Source organism: Streptomyces sp. NPDC056987, assembly GCF_042673865.1.
Classification (GTDB): domain Bacteria; phylum Actinomycetota; class Actinomycetes; order Streptomycetales; family Streptomycetaceae; genus Streptomyces.
The window spans coordinates 386,393-400,998 of the sequence record NZ_JBHURV010000002.1 but is presented as its reverse complement, the minus strand read 5'-3'; the positions used below and the strand labels follow the sequence as shown (position 1 = coordinate 400,998).

The window sequence follows — 14,606 nt, the reverse complement described above, 5'->3', positions numbered from 1 at the left end:
AGCGCCGAAGCGATCATGTCAAAAAGAGCGCCCTTGGCCCAGACCCCGGGCCGACCGCTTCCGTACCGGCCGGCCCGTGTACCCGTGTACCCGTCGGCCCGCGTGCGCGGGTCAGGCGGCGCGTGGGTCGACCACCCACTCCCCCTTGCGCAGCACGCCCTTGAGCCCGAACTCCGCGTCCAGCACCACCGCGTCGGCGTCCTTGCCGGGCTCCAGCGAGCCGATCCGGTCGTACGCGCCGAGCAGCCGCGCCGGGTTCGCGGAGATCGCCCGGACGATGTCCTCCACCGGCAGCCGGTCCACCGTCGCCGCCCGCCGGAACGCCGTGTCCTGCGTCAGCGTCGAGCCGGCGATCGAGCCGCCGTCCACGAGCCGCGCCACACCGTCCGTCACCTCGACGGCGAGCGGGCCGAGTTCGTAGCGCCCGTCGCCGAAGCCCGCCGCGTCCATCGCGTCCGTCACGAACGCGACCCGGCCGGCGCCCGCGCGGTGGAAGGCCAGCTCCAGGGCGGCCGGGTGCAGATGCGTACCGTCGTTGATCAGCTCGACGGTGACCCGCCCGTCCTCCAGAAGCGCGGCGATCGGCCCGGGTGCCCGGTGGCCGAGCGGCGGCATCGCGTTGAAGAGGTGCGTGGCGACGGTCGCGCCCGCGTCGATGGCCTCGACGGTCTGCTCGTACGTGGCGTCCGTGTGCCCGATCGCGGCGATCACGCCGTGCTCCGCCAGCAGCCGTACGGACTCGATGCCGCCCGGGAGTTCGGTGGCGAGGGTGACCATCCTGGCCGTGCCGCGCGCCGCGTCGATCAGCTTGCGCACCTCGGCCGGGTCGGGGGCGCGCAGCAGCTCCTCGCTGTGGGCGCCCTTGCGGCAGGGGGAGATGAACGGTCCCTCGAAGTGGATCCCGGCGAGGTCCCCCTGCTCGACCAGTTCGGAGAGGAGCCCGGCGCGCTGGGCGAGGAAGTCCATCTCGCCGGTGACGGTGGAGGCGACGAGCGTGGTGGTGCCGTGCTCGCGGTGCGTCCGGATGCCCTTGAGCACGTCGTCCACGGAACCGGAGGTGAAGGAGGCACCGCCGCCGCCGTGGTTGTGGAGGTCGACGAAGCCGGGGACGAGCCAGTGGCCCGTCAGGTCCAGCGTGGCGGCGTCCGCCGGGGCGTGGCCCGCGATCCGGCCGCCCTGGACGATCACCCGCCCGCCGTCCACGGTCCCGGTGGGCAGCACCACCCGGGCGCCGGTGAGGACGACGGGTTCGGCGCGTACGGCGGATGTGGCGCGAGCGGCCATCAGGCGGTTACCTCCGGGGCGAGTGGAAGCCCGACGGACGGCCCGTCGGGGTGGGAGGGAGCGGGGGAAGGCGCTGACGAGGAAGCCGCCGGGCGGGGCGGCGTGGACGGCGTGGCCGACCCGGGCGGCGTGGACGACGTGGCCGAAAGGGGTGACGGGGACGATGCGGGCGGCGGGCCGCCGTCGAGCAGGTCCCAGGCGAGCAGCCCCGCCCCCAGGCATCCGGCCGTGTCGCCGAGCGCCGCCGGGACGATCTCGGGGAGCTTCTGGAACGTCACCCGCTCGGCCACCGCCCCGCGCAGCGGCGTGAACAGGGTGTCGCCCGCCTCCGCGAGGCCGCCGCCGATGATCAGGGTGCCCGGGTCCAGCAGCGTGACCGCGGTGACCAGGCCGGCGGCCAAGGCGTCGACCGCGTCGTGCCAGACCCGTACGGCCGCCGGGTCGCCGGCGTCGACGGCCCGGGCGCACTGCGCCGCGTCCGCCTCCGGGTCGCCGCTCGCCCGCCGCCACGCGCGGGTCACCGCGGCGGCGGACGCCAGGGTCTCCAGACAGCCCCGCTGCCCGCAGCCGCACACGGGCCCGTCCGGGCGGACCACGACATGGCCGATCTCGCCGGCCGAGCCGTGGGCGCCGGCCTCTATGGCGCCGCCGATGCCGATGGCCCCGGCGATGCCCGTGCCCAGCGGTACGAAGAGGAAGCGGTCCGCGCCCCGGCCCGCGCCGAGCCGCCCCTCGGCCAGGCCGCCGGTGCGTACGTCGTGGCCCAGCGCCACCGGGACGCCGTCCAGCCGCGCCGCGAGCAGGTCCCGTAGCGGCAGGTCGCGCCAGCCCAGGTTCGCGGCGTACCGGGCGATGCCGCGCTCCGCGTCGATGATGCCGGGTACGGCGATCCCGGCGGCGACCGCGCCCGCGCCGTAGTGCTCGGCGCCGTACGCGCGCAGCTCCGCCGCGAAGCCGAGGATGGTCTCGACGACGGCCTCGGGGCCGCGTTCCCTGCCGGTCGCGCGCCGCGCCTCGTACAGCAGCGTGCCGTCCGCGCCGACGAGGGCGGCCTTCATCCCGGTGCCGCCCACGTCCAGGGCGATGACGTGTCTGACGTGCCTGTCGGATCTCACGTGGACAGTCTCGCCTGCGGATCCTGAAAGGTCTAGTCCACTACGCCCGCCGCCTCCGGATTGTTGCCTGCGCATACAAAAGAACAGAACATTCACGCCGTGTGGACCCGGGAAATCAGACGTTGCGGAAGCGCAACCGCCGCCCCGTAGACCTCAAACTTCCTATGAGGAAAAATCACTTGCTCGATAGTCAGCACTCGGCAGTCCACAACAGTGCGTCATGGGGGACCGGTCAGGGCCTTACGCGCAGCGAAAGAACAACAAAGGCAGGGGAACAGACCTGTGCGACCTGTACGACAGCGCCACCACGGTTACCGGACAATGGCGGCGGCGGTGGCCGCATTGGGCCTGACGGCGGCGCTGGCGGGGTGCGGAGACACCTCGGCGCCCGGAGACGTCACACTCAAGGTGGTCGCCGCGGAGTACGGCACCAACGCGGAGGACAGCTCGAAGAATTACTGGGAGTCCTTGGCCAGTTCGTTCGAGGCCGACAATCCCGGAATCAAGATCGATGTTTACATCCGGCCGTGGAAGACGATCGACGCCGATGTCGCGCGGATGGTCGACGAGGGCAAGGCCCCCGACATCGCGCAGATCGGTTCGTACTCCCACTATGCCAAGGACGACAAGCTCTACGCCGCCGATGATCTGCTCTCCATACCCGCGCAGTCGAACTTCCTCGACCAGCTCTCGGAGGCCGGAGAGGTCAACCGTATTCAGTACGGGATGCCCTTCGTCGCCTCGACCCGGCTGCTCTTCTACAACAAGGAACTCTTCGAGTCGGCCGGGGTGAGCGCCCCGAAGGACTGGGACGACATCAAGGCGGACGCCGAGGCGCTCAAGGCGGACGGCGTGACGACCCCCCTCGCGCTGCCGCTCGGCACGGAGGAGGCGCAGGGCGAGACCCTGATGTGGCTGCTGAGCGGCGGGGGCGGCTACACGGACAACGCGGACGGCTCGTACAGCATCGACTCGCCGACGAACGTCAAGACCTTCACCTGGCTCCAGAAGGACCTCGTCGGGAAGGGGCTGACCGGCCCGGTCCCGCCGAAGGACCTGGACCGCGCCACCGCCTTCAAGGCGTTCACCAGCGGCCAGGTCGGGATGCTGAACGGCCACCCGACGCTGATGAAGGACGCGGCGAAGCGGGGCGTCAAGGTCGGCATGGTGCCGCTGCCCGGCGCGGACGGCAAGGCGGCACCGTCGGTCGGTGTCGCCGACTGGATCATGGGGTTCAAGCAGAACGGTCACCGCGAGGAGATCGGCAAGTTCCTGAACTTCTCGTACGAGGACAAGAACGTGCTGAGCTTCGCCGGCCAGTACGACCTGCTGCCGGTCACCTACAGCGCCAACGAGACGATGCTCGCGGACCCGGAGCACAAGGACCTGAGGACGTTCCTGACGGCCCTGCCCGACTCGGAGCTGTTCCCGTACGGCAAGAACTCGTGGTCGCAGGTGAGCGAGAGCTTCAAGAAGAACATCGGCAGCGCCGTCGAGCGCGGCGCCAGCCCGCAGGCGGTGCTGGGGCGGATCGCCAGGGACGCGTCGGCGGCGGAGGCGTCCGAGTAGCGTGTCACCGACATGACCACACCCGAGCCCGAGCCCCGGTCCGGGCCCGATCCTGAGACCGGGCCCGCCCCTGCCGCCGAGCCTGAGCCCGGGCCCGCTCCCGGCGCCGAGCCCGAGCCCGCTCCCGCCGCCGAGCCCGCCCCCGCCCCGGGGCTCTCCGCGCGGGACCGGGCCGTGCTCGCCATGGAGGGGCGGGGCTGGCCGGGTCCCGGCGCCAAGGAGCGGGAGATCCGCGAGCGCCTGGGCCTCTCCCCGACGCGCTACTACCAGCTCCTGAACGCGCTGCTGGACGATCCGGCGGCGGCGGAGCACGATCCGGTGACGGTCAACCGGCTCCGCCGGGTCAGGGCGGCGCGCCGCGAGCGCCGCTGACCCGGGCCGTACGGGCCGGGTTTCCGCCCGTACGGCCCGTACGGCGGCCGACGTGGATAAGGTCGGAGCATGGGCAGCCACTCGTACTCCCTGCCGCAGCCGACCACCCCCGCCGGCGCCGACGGCCTGGCCGCGCTTCTCGCCCGGCCGGGCGGAGCCGTCGTCGCGCTCGACTTCGACGGCACCCTCGCCGACATCGTCCCCGACCCCGAACAGGCCCGCGCCCACGAGCGCGCGCTCCCCGCCCTCGCCGCCCTCGCGCCGCGCGTCGCCTCCGTCGCGGTGGTCACCGGCCGCCCCGCCGAGGTCGCGGTACGGTACGGCGGCTTCGCCGGGGTGCCCGGGCTGGAACACCTCGTCGTCCTCGGCCACTACGGCGCCGAGCGCTGGGACGCCGTCTCCGGTACGGTCCACGCCCCCGCCCCGCACGAGGGCGTCGCGGCGGTACGCGCCGAACTCCCCGGCCTGCTCGCGCAGTTCACCGCCTGGCGCGGCACCTGGATCGAGGAGAAGGGCCGGGCGGTCGCCGTCCACACCCGCCGTGCCACCGACCCCCAGGCGGCCTTCGAGGCGCTGCGCGACCCCCTCGCCCAACTCGCCGCGCGCCACGGCCTGATCGTCGAACCGGGCCGCATGGTCCTGGAGCTGCGCCCGCCGGGCGTCGACAAGGGCGTGGCGCTGCTGGAGTACGTCCGCGAGGTGGGCGCCGAGACCGTCCTGTACGCGGGCGACGACCTGGGCGACCTGCCGGCCTACGCGGCCGTCGAGAAGCTCCGCTCGGAGGGCCACCCGGGCCTGCTGATCGCCAGCGGCACCGAAGTCCCCGAACTGGCCGAACGCGCCGACCTCGTCCTCCCGGGCCCGGCGGCCCTGGCGGACTTCCTGGCCGCCCTGGTTCCGTCCATGGGCTGAGGTCCATGAGCTGAGATCCATGGGCTGAGATCCATGGACCGAGCGGGGCCTCAGGCCCGCAGCGCCTCCAGCTGGTCCAGGAACCAGCGCTGCGGCGGCAGGGCCGTCGCCGCCGCGGCCAGGCGTTTGGCGCGGTCCGCGCGGTCGGCGGCGGGCATGGTCAGGGCCTCGTGGAGGGCGTCGGCCGTGGCGCCGATGTCGTACGGGTTCACCACCAGCGCGTCCTCGCCCAGCTCCGCGCAGGCGCCCGCCTCCCGGGAGAGGACCAGTGCGCAGGCGCGCTCCGAGAGGACGGGGATCTCCTTCGCGACCAGGTTCATGCCGTCGCGGATGGGGTTGACCAGCGCCACGTCGGCCAGGCGGTACGCGGCCAGGGAGCGGGCGAAGTCGTCGAGGACGTGCAGCACGACCGGGGTCCAGCCGGGCGTGCCCAGCTCCGCGTTGACCGCGTCGGCGGTCCGCCGGACCTCCGCCGTGTAGTCGCGGTAGACCGCAAGGTCCTGCCGGGAGGGGTACGCGAAGGCGACGTGGACCACGCGCTCGCGCCATTCGGGGTGGTCGAGCAGGAGCTGCCGGTAGGCGAGCAGGCCCCGGACGATGTTCTTGGACAGCTCCGTACGGTCCACCCGGACGATCGTCTTCCGGTCGGCCCCGTCCGCCGTCCGGCCGATCTGCTCGCGCAGGGTCACCATCCGCTCGGCCACGTCCGGGCGGTGCGCGCGCTCGCGCAGGAAGTCGCCGTCCGCGCCGAGGCCGTGGACCGCGAGGTAGGTCCGGCCGTCCGCCGGGCCGTCGCCGGCGCGCGGGTGAGTGAGGTACGGCGGCCCGCCGTCCACGGCGCCGTCCTCGGGCCAGTGAGCCGTCAGCCCGCGACCCGCCAGCACGGCGCGGGCGCACTCCTTGAACGCCCCCGCCCACCGCCGGGTCAGGAAGCCCAGCCGGTCGGCGCCGAGCAGGCCCAGCAGCAGCCGCTCCGCGATGTCGTCGGGCAGCAGCCGGAAGTACTCCGGCGGCGCCCACGGCGTGTGCGAGAAGTGCCCGATCCTGAGGTCGGGGCGGAGCGCCCGGAGCATCCCCGGGACCAGCGCCAGGTGGTAGTCCTGCACGAGGACCGCCGCGCCCTCGGCCGCCTCCCGCGCCAGCGCCTCGGCGAAGGCGCGGTTGTACGTCTCGTACGCCGCCCACCGCTCCCGGAACTCCGGGCCGAAGGACGGCTCCAGGGGGGTCTGGTAGAGCATGTGGTGGACGAACCAGAGCGTGGAGTTGGCGACGTCGTTGTACGCGGCGGCGTACACCTCGGGCTCGATGCCCAGCATCCGTACCCGCTGCCCGCCCGTGTCCGCCGGGTCGAGGCGGCCCTCCGTACGCCGTACGGCCTCCCGGTCGCCCTCGCCGAGCGCCGCGCACACCCAGAGGGCGTCGTCGTCCGAGCCGATGGCCGACAGCCCCGACACCAGCCCGCCGCCGCCGCGCCGGGCCTCCAGCGTCCCGTTGTCGCGCCGCGTGTACGAGACGGGGCCCCGGTTGGAGGCCACGAGGACACGGGCGGGCGCGGGGGTGCCGGAAGCTTCTGACGGCTCGGTAACCATGTCGCGAAACCTAGCCCGTCCCGGAAACGCTCAAACGTACGGCTCGTGTGACGTCCCCGGCCCCGGGAGCCTCCCCCCGTCCGGAGGCCGCCCGGAGGCCCGCTCGGAGTGCCCCCCCCCGGAGGCCGGCCCGGCGGGCTCTCAGTCGCGCCTCCCGCGCGCGGCGGCCAGCGCGACCACCCCCGCGCCCGTCAGCGCGAACGCCATCCCGCCCAGCAGCCACAGCCGCTCGGCCGTGGTGCCGACCTGAGCCAGCACCACCCAGGTCAGTTCCGAAGCCCCTGAAAACGTGTGATTCAGTCTCATGAGGGGGCAATGTAGACAAATGGTGCGATGATCTGATGTTACGCCGCGCGTCCGGCCGTGTACTCCGCGATCTCCCGCATCGGCGGGCGCTCCTCCGTGTCCACCGCGTGTGTCCGCGGTACGAAGCCGTCCTCGCCCCGCTCGAACTGCGTCAGCAGCGGCCGTACGAGATGGCCCCGCTGGAGCCGCAGCTGCGCCGTACGGTAGATCGCCGCGGCCATCCGCCCCAGCGCCCGGTCGTCCTGGTGGCGGTGGAGCCGTACCCCCACGTCCACCTGGGCCAGCGCGTCGAGCCCCACCGTGTGCAGCGCGTCCACCAGCAGGCCCAGCTCCACGCCGTACCCCACCGGGAACGGCAGCCGCTCCAGCAGCGAGCGGCGCGCCGCGTACTCCCCGCCCAGCGGCTGGACGAAGCCCGCCAGCCGGGGCCAGTGCAGGTTGAGCAGCGGGCGCGCCACCAGCTCGGTCACCCGCCCGCCCTGGCCGGACTCCGGCGCCGGCCCCTGGCGCAGCGGGCGGTCGTACATCGCCTTCACGAACTGCACCTCGGGCTCGGTGAGCAGCGGGCCCACGATCCCCGAGACGAAGTCCGGCGAGAACTCCCGCAGATCGGCGTCGACGAAGCACACGATGTCACCGCGCGTCACCAGCAGCGACCGCCACAGCACCTCGCCCTTCCCGGGCAGCGCGGGCAGCCGCGGCAGGATCGTGTCCCGGTGGACGACCCGCGCGCCCGCCGCCGCGGCGACCTCGGCCGTACGGTCGGCGGAGCCGGAGTCGATCACCACCAGCTCGTCGACCAGCCGGACCCGCTCCATCAGCTCGCGCCGGATGACGGCGACTATCGCGCCGACCGTCTCCTGCTCGTCGAGCGCCGGCAGGACCACGCTCACCGTGGCGCCGCGCGCCGCCTTCGCCGCCAGGAGCCGGTCGGGCGTACGGTCCCCCGCCGACCAGGAACGCCTGGTCAGCCAGTGCTCCACCTCTTCCAGCACGTTCGGTACTCCCTGCGCGCGTTCTCTGTCAGGTACGTGATGTCTCATGGCTCGTACGTCGGCACGCACACCGGCATACACGCCGCAACGTGATCCATCTCGCGGTGCGGACGACTATCTCAACCCTCCGCCCCTTCGGTTACAGTCTTGAACAACGCGAATGACCACGGCATGCCGGGGTCAGCACGTGAACAAACGCACCGGACCAAGGCTCCGGCGCCATAGCGCTCATCCAGAGGGACTGAGGGAACGGCCCGTTGAAGTCCCGGCAACCCTCCCGCCGACCATGAGGTCACGGTGGGGAAGGTGCCAATTCCGTCTCGTGGCGAAGTACGTCGCGAGGAAGATGAGGAGAAAGGGCCTCGCCATCATGGCTGTGCAGACCGTCCGGAGCGGTACCGACGCGACCGTCGACCTCGGACCCGCCGCCGCGCTCTCGTGCCGCGAATGCGGAGAGCGTTTCGACCTCGGCCCCATTTTCGCCTGTGCGAGCTGTTTCGGGCCGCTCGAAGTCGCGTACGACCTGCCGAGCGGGGACCCCGAAGAGCTGAAGAAGCGCATCGCCGAGGGCCCGGACAACATCTGGCGGTACGCGCCGCTGCTGCCCGTCCCCGCGGACGTCGCCTCGAAGCCCAACATCAACCCCGGCTTCACGAAGCTGGTCAAGGCCGACAACCTCGCCCGTGAGCTGGGGATCACCGGCTCGCTCCACATCAAGGACGACTCCGGCAACCCGACGCACTCCTTCAAGGACCGCGTCGTCGCCATCGCCGTCGAGGCCGCGCGCGCCTTCGGCTTCACCACCCTCTCCTGCTCCTCCACCGGCAACCTCGCGGGCGCCGTCGGCGCCGCGGCGGCCCGCGCCGGTTTCCGCTCCTGCGTCTTCATCCCGCACGACCTGGAGCAGGGCAAGGTCGTCATGGCCGCGGTGTACGGCGGCGACCTGGTCGGCATCAAGGGCAACTACGACGACGTCAACCGCTTCTGTTCCGAGCTCATCGGGGACCCGCTGGGCGAGGGCTGGGGCTTCGTCAACGTCAACCTGCGGCCGTACTACGGAGAGGGCTCCAAGACCCTCGCGTACGAGATCTGCGAGCAGCTCGGCTGGCGGCTGCCGGACCAGATCGTCATCCCGATCGCCTCCGGATCGCAGCTCACGAAGATCGACAAGGGACTCCAGGAGCTGATCAGGCTGGGGCTCGTCGAGGACCGCCCCTACAAGATCTTCGGCGCCCAGGCCGAGGGCTGCTCGCCGGTCTCCACCGCCTTCAAGGCCGGGCACGACGTCGTACGGCCGCAGAAGCCGGACACCATCGCCAAGTCCCTGGCGATCGGCAACCCGGCGGACGGCCCGTACGTCCTGGACATCGCCCGGCGCACCGGCGGCGCGGTGGAGGACGTGAACGACGGGCAGATCGTCGACGCGATCAAGCTGCTGGCGCGCACCGAGGGCATCTTCGCCGAGACCGCGGGCGGCGTGACCGTCGGCGTGACGAAGAAGCTCATCGAGGCCGGCGTCCTCGACCCGGCCCTCACCACGGTCGTCCTCAACACCGGTGACGGGCTCAAGACGCTGGACGCCGTGGCGCCGACCACGGGTCCGACGGCGACGATCCGCCCGAGCCTCGACGCGTTCCGCGAAGCCGGTCTTGCCGCGAGCTGATCACGCCGCCAAGCTGACCCCGCTGACGAACCGGGTGATCCTCCGTCAGGCCGATCACCCACTCCGACTCCGACTTCGCAGAAAGGTCCCATCATGAGCGTCAAGGTCCGTATCCCCACCATCCTCCGCACCTACACCGCCGGCCAGGCCGAAGTCCCCGCGGAGGGGGCGAACCTCTCCGAGGTCATCCAGTCCCTGGAGACGAGCCACCCGGGCATCGCCGCGCGCGTCCTGGACGACGACGGCAAGCTGCGCCGCTTCGTGAACGTGTACGTGAACGACGACGACGTCCGCTTCGAGCAGGGCCTGGAGACCGCCACCCCGGCGGGCGCGGGCATCTCCATCATCCCGGCGGTCGCCGGAGGCTGACGCCGCCGCGCTCCGTAAGGGAAACGGTCCTCTCCGCGACAGAAGCGGAGGGGACCGTTCTACATGGTTGAGCACGGTAGAGTAAGGGAACGCCCCGCCGTCGCCCGCTCCCAACGCGAGCGAGAACGCGACAACATGAGGGCAAAGTCCTGGCGCCGTATGTGGTGTACGTACCCTTTGCCCGGCCCGACTTGCCCCGGAACGCAGTGGATTCAGCACTATGCGTGTTCGGCCATGCCCAGATTTCTCGTCCGATTGACCTGTTGCAGAGGGCAGTTGGGCAGATACATTCAGCCGCGGTCGACGCGTTCCGGCGCGAAGTGTGGCCCCGTCCAAGGGCCAGTAATAGGGGAGTTGGCATGGCTCAGGGCACCGTCAAGTGGTTCAACGCGGAGAAGGGCTACGGCTTCATCGCGGTCGACGGTGGTGCGGATGTATTCGTCCACTACAGCGCGATCCAGATGGACGGTTACCGCACCCTTGAAGAAGGTCAGCGAGTGGAGTTCGAGATCTCGCAGGGCCAGAAGGGTCCGCAGGCGGACATGGTCAAGCTCGCCGTCTGATCCCGGCGCGATCGGCCACCGACGCACTCACGTACGCGGTCAGTACGCACTCTGCACCCACTCACGCATGAGGGGCCCGCATCCCGCACCGGGATACGGGCCCCTCACGCGTGTCCCCTCGGCTCCGGGGGCGAAGTCCTCAGGCGCTTGCGCCCACCCGCCGACCGGCCGCCACCCCTCGACGACCCCTGTAGGCGCTTGCACTCTCATGGGTCGAGTGCTAATTATTGGCGTTAGCACTCTGCGAGTGAGAGTGACAACTTAAGGACCGGGTCGGTGAGGCCCGAAGAGTCGTTGGGGCAAGGAACCAGCGGCTCTCAGGCCGTCCGTCGCGGGCGCCAGCGCGGTCCGGAGCAATCCTTCCCCAAGCTCTCAACTGCGTTCGAGCAGGGGAGACCCCATCCGTCCGGGAGGACCACTTCACATGGCCAAGATCATCGCGTTCGACGAGGAGGCACGGCGCGGTCTCGAGCGCGGGATGAACCAGCTCGCCGACGCCGTCAAGGTCACCCTTGGTCCCAAGGGCCGCAACGTCGTCCTCGAGAAGAAGTGGGGCGCCCCCACGATCACCAACGATGGTGTTTCCATCGCCAAGGAGATCGAGCTCGAGGACCCGTACGAGAAGATCGGCGCCGAGCTGGTCAAGGAAGTCGCCAAGAAGACGGACGACGTCGCCGGTGACGGTACGACCACCGCGACCGTCCTCGCCCAGGCGCTCGTCCGCGAGGGCCTGCGCAACGTGGCGGCCGGCGCCAACCCGATGGCCCTCAAGCGCGGCATCGAGAAGGCCGTCGAGGCCGTCTCCGGCGCCCTGCTGGAGCAGGCCAAGGACGTGGAGACCAAGGAGCAGATCGCTTCGACGGCCTCCATCTCCGCCGCCGACACGCAGATCGGCGAGCTCATCGCCGAGGCGATGGACAAGGTCGGCAAGGAAGGCGTCATCACCGTCGAGGAGTCGCAGACCTTCGGTCTGGAGCTTGAGCTCACCGAGGGCATGCGCTTCGACAAGGGCTACATCTCGGCGTACTTCGCCACGGACATGGAGCGTATGGAGGCGTCGCTCGACGACCCGTACATCCTGATCGCCAACTCCAAGATCGGCAGCGTGAAGGACCTCCTTCCCCTGCTGGAGAAGGTCATCCAGTCCGGCAAGCCGCTGCTGATCATCGCCGAGGACGTCGAGGGCGAGGCCCTGTCGACCCTGGTCGTCAACAAGCTCAAGGGCACCTTCAAGTCCGTCGCCGTCAAGGCCCCGGGCTTCGGTGACCGCCGCAAGGCGATGCTGAACGACATCGCCATCCTCACCGGCGGCACGGTCATCTCCGAGGAGGTCGGCCTCAAGCTGGAGAACGCCGGTCTCGACCTGCTCGGCCGCGCCCGCAACGTCGTCATCACCAAGGACGAGACGACCATCGTCGACGGTGGCGGCGACAGCGACCAGGTCGCGGGCCGCGTCAGCCAGATCCGCGCCGAGATCGAGAACAGCGACTCGGACTACGACCGCGAGAAGCTCCAGGAGCGCCTCGCGAAGCTGGCCGGCGGCGTGGCCGTCATCAAGGCCGGCGCCGCGACCGAGGTCGAGCTCAAGGAGCGCAAGCACCGCATCGAGGACGCGGTGCGCAACGCCAAGGCCGCCGTCGAGGAGGGCATCGTCGCCGGTGGTGGCGTGGCTCTGCTCCAGGCTTCCTCGGTCTTCGAGAAGCTTGAGCTCTCGGGCGACGAGGCGACCGGCGCGCAGGCCGTCAAGCTCGCGCTGGAGGCTCCGCTCAAGCAGATCGCCGTCAACGGTGGTCTTGAGGGCGGCGTCGTCGTGGAGAAGGTCCGTAACCTGACGGTCGGTCACGGCCTGAACGCCGCGACCGGCGAGTACGTCGACATGATCGCCGAGGGCATCATCGACCCGGCGAAGGTCACGCGCTCCGCGCTCCAGAACGCGGCGTCCATCGCCGCGCTGTTCCTCACCACCGAGGCCGTCATCGCCGACAAGCCGGAGAAGGCCGGCGCGGCCCCGGCCGGCGGCGGCATGCCGGGCGGTGACATGGACTTCTGATCCACCCGAGGCCGCCCGGACGCCCGCCGCGTCCGGGGCCGGCCGACCGGTTGATCGACCGTCCTGACCGAGGGCGGCACCTCTTGGACCCGAACGGGCCGAAGGGGTGCCGCCCTCGGGCTTTTCCGCCCCCGGGTTCTTCTTTCGCGTCAGCTCACGGCGTCAGCTCACCGCGGCGGCGAACATGCCGACCTCGTACGAGCCGCCCCGCTGGTGCACGATCACGGCGAGCCGGTTGGCCGCGTTGATCAGGGCGACCAGGGAGACCAGCGCCGCGGTCTGGTCGTCGTCGTAGTGCTCGCGCACCCGCGCCCAGGTCTCGTCGGAGACGCCCTGGTGGGCGTCGGCGAGCCGGGTGCCCTCCTCGGCGAGCGCCAGCGCGGCCTGTTCGGCCTCGGTGAACACGGTGGACTCGCGCCAGGCGGCGACCAGGCTGAGCCGGACCGCGGTCTCACCGGCCGCCGCGGCCTCCTTGGTGTGCATGTCGATGCAGTGCCCGCAGCCGTTGATCTGGCTGGCGCGCAGCGACACCAGCTCCTGCGTGGCGGCAGGCAGCGACGACTGGTGGATCACCAGGGCGGCGCCGGCGAACCGCTTGGCGAACTTGCCGGAGACCGGGTTCTCGAACAGATTGAATCGGGCGTCCATCACAGGATCCTCACTCGTGGTGTTGCACTGGATGAACACGAGATGCCGGCGGCCCGCTCCCTGTGACAGGGCGGCCGTGTGACGTACGCCACCGCTCGCGGGTGTCACAGAGCCGCGGGGACCGGCGTCTTGTGCGCGGGGCACCGTCCGGAGCGAACAGGCAGGAGCAGCCGGTGAGGAACGAGCACGGTGAGCACGGCGAGCAGGGGGAGCAGGGGGAGCACGCGGAGGGGTGGCCGGGGGAGCACGCGGACGGGCGGCGCGCGGATTCCGCCACCGAGGCGTTCGTCGCCCATCGCAACCTGCTCTTCACCGTCGCCTACGAGATGCTCGGCTCCGCCGCCGACGCGGAGGACGTCCTCCAGGAGACCTGGCTGCGCTGGGCGGGCGTCGACCCCGGCACGGTGCGGGAGCCGCGCGCGTACCTGGTCCGGATCACCACCCGCCAGGCGCTGAGCCGGCTGCGTACGCTCGGCCGCCGCAAGGAGTCCTACGTCGGCACCTGGCTGCCCGAGCCGCTGCTCACCGCGCCCGACGTGGCCGAGGACGTCGAGCTGGCCGACAGCGTCTCGATGGCGATGCTGCTGGTGATGGAGACGCTCACGCCGACGGAGCGGGCGGTGTTCGTGCTGCGCGAGGTGTTCGACCTCGGATACGACGAGATCGCCGAGGCCGTCGGCAAGAGCCCGACGGCGGTCCGCCAGATCGCGCACCGGGCCCGGGCCCATGTCGCGGCGCGCCGGCCGCGCGGGACCGTGTCCCAGGCCGAGACCCGGGACGCGCTCGACGCGTTCACACGGGCGGTCGAGACGGGCGATCTCCAGGGGCTGGTCGACATCCTCGCGCCGGACGTCGTCCTCCTCGGCGACGGCGGCGGCATCAAACAGGCCGTCCTGCGGCCCGTCGTGGGAGCCGACAAGGTGGCCCGCCTGCTCACGCACGGCCTCGGCAGGGTCACCGCGGCGACGCTGCGGCCGGCCCAGGTCAACGCCTGCCCGGCGCTGATCGTCCAGCTCGACGGCGAGATGGACACGGTCATGGCGGTGCGCATCGACGACGGCCTCATCACCGGGCTCTACGCCGTGCGCAACCCCGAGAAGCTGTCGCACATGCGGCGGGAGACCGCCCTGCGCCGCTGAGCCCCCGGCGGCTGAGCCCTCTTCGCCGCTGA

The 14,606-nt window shown here is 71.5% G+C and carries 13 protein-coding genes, 1 pseudogene and 1 riboswitch; of the genes and pseudogenes, 8 read left to right on the top strand and 6 right to left on the bottom strand.

The genetic code is table 11. The annotated features are described in order from the left end of the window. Nucleotides 1-111: 111 nt before the first annotated feature. The gene (gene nagA / locus ACFTZC_RS04110) at nucleotides 112-1,284 is read right to left on the bottom strand and encodes an N-acetylglucosamine-6-phosphate deacetylase (RefSeq protein ID WP_382886600.1); all 1,173 of its coding nucleotides are present in this window, start codon (nucleotides 1,282-1,284) and stop codon (nucleotides 112-114) included. 185 nt (nucleotides 1,285-1,469) lie between these two features. Continuing rightward, nucleotides 1,470-2,357, bottom strand: a pseudogene (locus ACFTZC_RS04105) (ROK family protein); the annotation flags it as partial. 363 nt (nucleotides 2,358-2,720) lie between these two features. Between ACFTZC_RS04105 and ACFTZC_RS04100 the strand changes: the two are divergent. From ACFTZC_RS04100 to otsB, 3 genes are all read left to right on the top strand, one after another. After that, a complete protein-coding gene (locus ACFTZC_RS04100) occupies nucleotides 2,721-3,968 on the top strand; it encodes an extracellular solute-binding protein (RefSeq protein WP_382886753.1) in 1,248 nt (415 codons plus the stop codon). Nucleotides 3,969-3,980: 12 nt separating this feature from the next. Further along, on the top strand, nucleotides 3,981-4,340 hold the full coding sequence (locus ACFTZC_RS04095) for a DUF3263 domain-containing protein (RefSeq protein ID WP_382886599.1): 360 nt from the start codon (nucleotides 3,981-3,983) through the stop codon (nucleotides 4,338-4,340). 69 nt (nucleotides 4,341-4,409) lie between these two features. Continuing rightward, nucleotides 4,410-5,252: a trehalose-phosphatase gene (gene otsB / locus ACFTZC_RS04090; RefSeq protein WP_382886597.1), complete on the top strand. Its 843-nt coding sequence runs from the start codon at nucleotides 4,410-4,412 to the stop codon at nucleotides 5,250-5,252. A gap of 50 nt (nucleotides 5,253-5,302) precedes the next feature. Here the strand turns inward: otsB and ACFTZC_RS04085 are convergent, their stop codons facing one another. The 3 genes from ACFTZC_RS04085 to ACFTZC_RS04075 form a co-directional block, all read right to left on the bottom strand. Then, nucleotides 5,303-6,841 (bottom strand): trehalose-6-phosphate synthase, encoded by a 1,539-nt coding sequence (locus tag ACFTZC_RS04085; RefSeq protein WP_382886596.1) that lies wholly within the window; start codon nucleotides 6,839-6,841, stop codon nucleotides 5,303-5,305. A gap of 141 nt (nucleotides 6,842-6,982) precedes the next feature. Next, nucleotides 6,983-7,147 carry a hypothetical protein gene (locus ACFTZC_RS04080; protein WP_382886595.1) on the bottom strand — a complete coding sequence of 55 codons (165 nt, stop codon included), beginning with the start codon at nucleotides 7,145-7,147 and terminating at the stop codon, nucleotides 6,983-6,985. Between the two features lie 38 nt (nucleotides 7,148-7,185). Then, nucleotides 7,186-8,142, bottom strand: a complete 957-nt coding sequence (locus tag ACFTZC_RS04075; RefSeq protein WP_382886594.1) for a glucosyl-3-phosphoglycerate synthase — start codon at nucleotides 8,140-8,142, stop codon at nucleotides 7,186-7,188. A gap of 225 nt (nucleotides 8,143-8,367) precedes the next feature. Continuing rightward, nucleotides 8,368-8,495: riboswitch (SAM riboswitch) on the top strand. Between the two features lie 17 nt (nucleotides 8,496-8,512). Between ACFTZC_RS04075 and thrC the strand changes: the two genes are divergently transcribed. From thrC to groL, 4 genes are all read left to right on the top strand, one after another. After that, nucleotides 8,513-9,805, top strand: a complete 1,293-nt coding sequence (gene thrC / locus ACFTZC_RS04070; RefSeq protein ID WP_382886592.1) for a threonine synthase — start codon at nucleotides 8,513-8,515, stop codon at nucleotides 9,803-9,805. A gap of 93 nt (nucleotides 9,806-9,898) precedes the next feature. Continuing rightward, entirely contained in the window at nucleotides 9,899-10,174 is a 276-nt protein-coding gene (locus ACFTZC_RS04065; protein ID WP_365815271.1) for a MoaD/ThiS family protein, read from the top strand. Between the two features lie 359 nt (nucleotides 10,175-10,533). Then, nucleotides 10,534-10,737 (top strand): cold-shock protein, encoded by a 204-nt coding sequence (locus ACFTZC_RS04060; RefSeq protein WP_005315736.1) that lies wholly within the window; start codon nucleotides 10,534-10,536, stop codon nucleotides 10,735-10,737. Between the two features lie 424 nt (nucleotides 10,738-11,161). Then, nucleotides 11,162-12,787: a chaperonin GroEL gene (groL, locus tag ACFTZC_RS04055; protein WP_365815269.1), complete on the top strand. Its 1,626-nt coding sequence runs from the start codon at nucleotides 11,162-11,164 to the stop codon at nucleotides 12,785-12,787. A gap of 162 nt (nucleotides 12,788-12,949) precedes the next feature. On the opposite strand, the gene ACFTZC_RS04050 is transcribed toward groL, so the two are convergent. After that, nucleotides 12,950-13,435 (bottom strand): carboxymuconolactone decarboxylase family protein, encoded by a 486-nt coding sequence (locus tag ACFTZC_RS04050; protein WP_382886589.1) that lies wholly within the window; start codon nucleotides 13,433-13,435, stop codon nucleotides 12,950-12,952. Nucleotides 13,436-13,608: 173 nt separating this feature from the next. Between ACFTZC_RS04050 and ACFTZC_RS04045 the strand changes: the two genes are divergently transcribed. Next, the gene (locus tag ACFTZC_RS04045; RefSeq protein WP_382886588.1) at nucleotides 13,609-14,574 is read left to right on the top strand and encodes an RNA polymerase sigma-70 factor; all 966 of its coding nucleotides are present in this window, start codon (nucleotides 13,609-13,611) and stop codon (nucleotides 14,572-14,574) included. Nucleotides 14,575-14,606 lie beyond the last annotated feature (32 nt).

Bases quoted from the DNA above. Each gene is read 5' to 3' on its own strand.
- ACFTZC_RS04080 (WP_382886595.1), bottom strand. From the start codon at position 7,147: ATGAGACTGAATCACACGTTTTCAGGGGCTTCGGAACTGACCTGGGTG.
- ACFTZC_RS04085 (WP_382886596.1), bottom strand. From the start codon at position 6,841: ATGGTTACCGAGCCGTCAGAAGCTTCCGGCACCCCCGCGCCCGCCCGT.
- otsB (WP_382886597.1), top strand. From the start codon at position 4,410: ATGGGCAGCCACTCGTACTCCCTGCCGCAGCCGACCACCCCCGCCGGC.
- ACFTZC_RS04095 (WP_382886599.1), top strand. From the start codon at position 3,981: ATGACCACACCCGAGCCCGAGCCCCGGTCCGGGCCCGATCCTGAGACC.
- ACFTZC_RS04100 (WP_382886753.1), top strand. From the start codon at position 2,721: ATGGCGGCGGCGGTGGCCGCATTGGGCCTGACGGCGGCGCTGGCGGGG.
- ACFTZC_RS04060 (WP_005315736.1), top strand. From the start codon at position 10,534: ATGGCTCAGGGCACCGTCAAGTGGTTCAACGCGGAGAAGGGCTACGGC.
- nagA (WP_382886600.1), bottom strand. From the start codon at position 1,284: ATGGCCGCTCGCGCCACATCCGCCGTACGCGCCGAACCCGTCGTCCTC.
- groL (WP_365815269.1), top strand. From the start codon at position 11,162: ATGGCCAAGATCATCGCGTTCGACGAGGAGGCACGGCGCGGTCTCGAG.
- ACFTZC_RS04065 (WP_365815271.1), top strand. From the start codon at position 9,899: ATGAGCGTCAAGGTCCGTATCCCCACCATCCTCCGCACCTACACCGCC.
- thrC (WP_382886592.1), top strand. From the start codon at position 8,513: ATGGCTGTGCAGACCGTCCGGAGCGGTACCGACGCGACCGTCGACCTC.
- ACFTZC_RS04050 (WP_382886589.1), bottom strand. From the start codon at position 13,435: ATGGACGCCCGATTCAATCTGTTCGAGAACCCGGTCTCCGGCAAGTTC.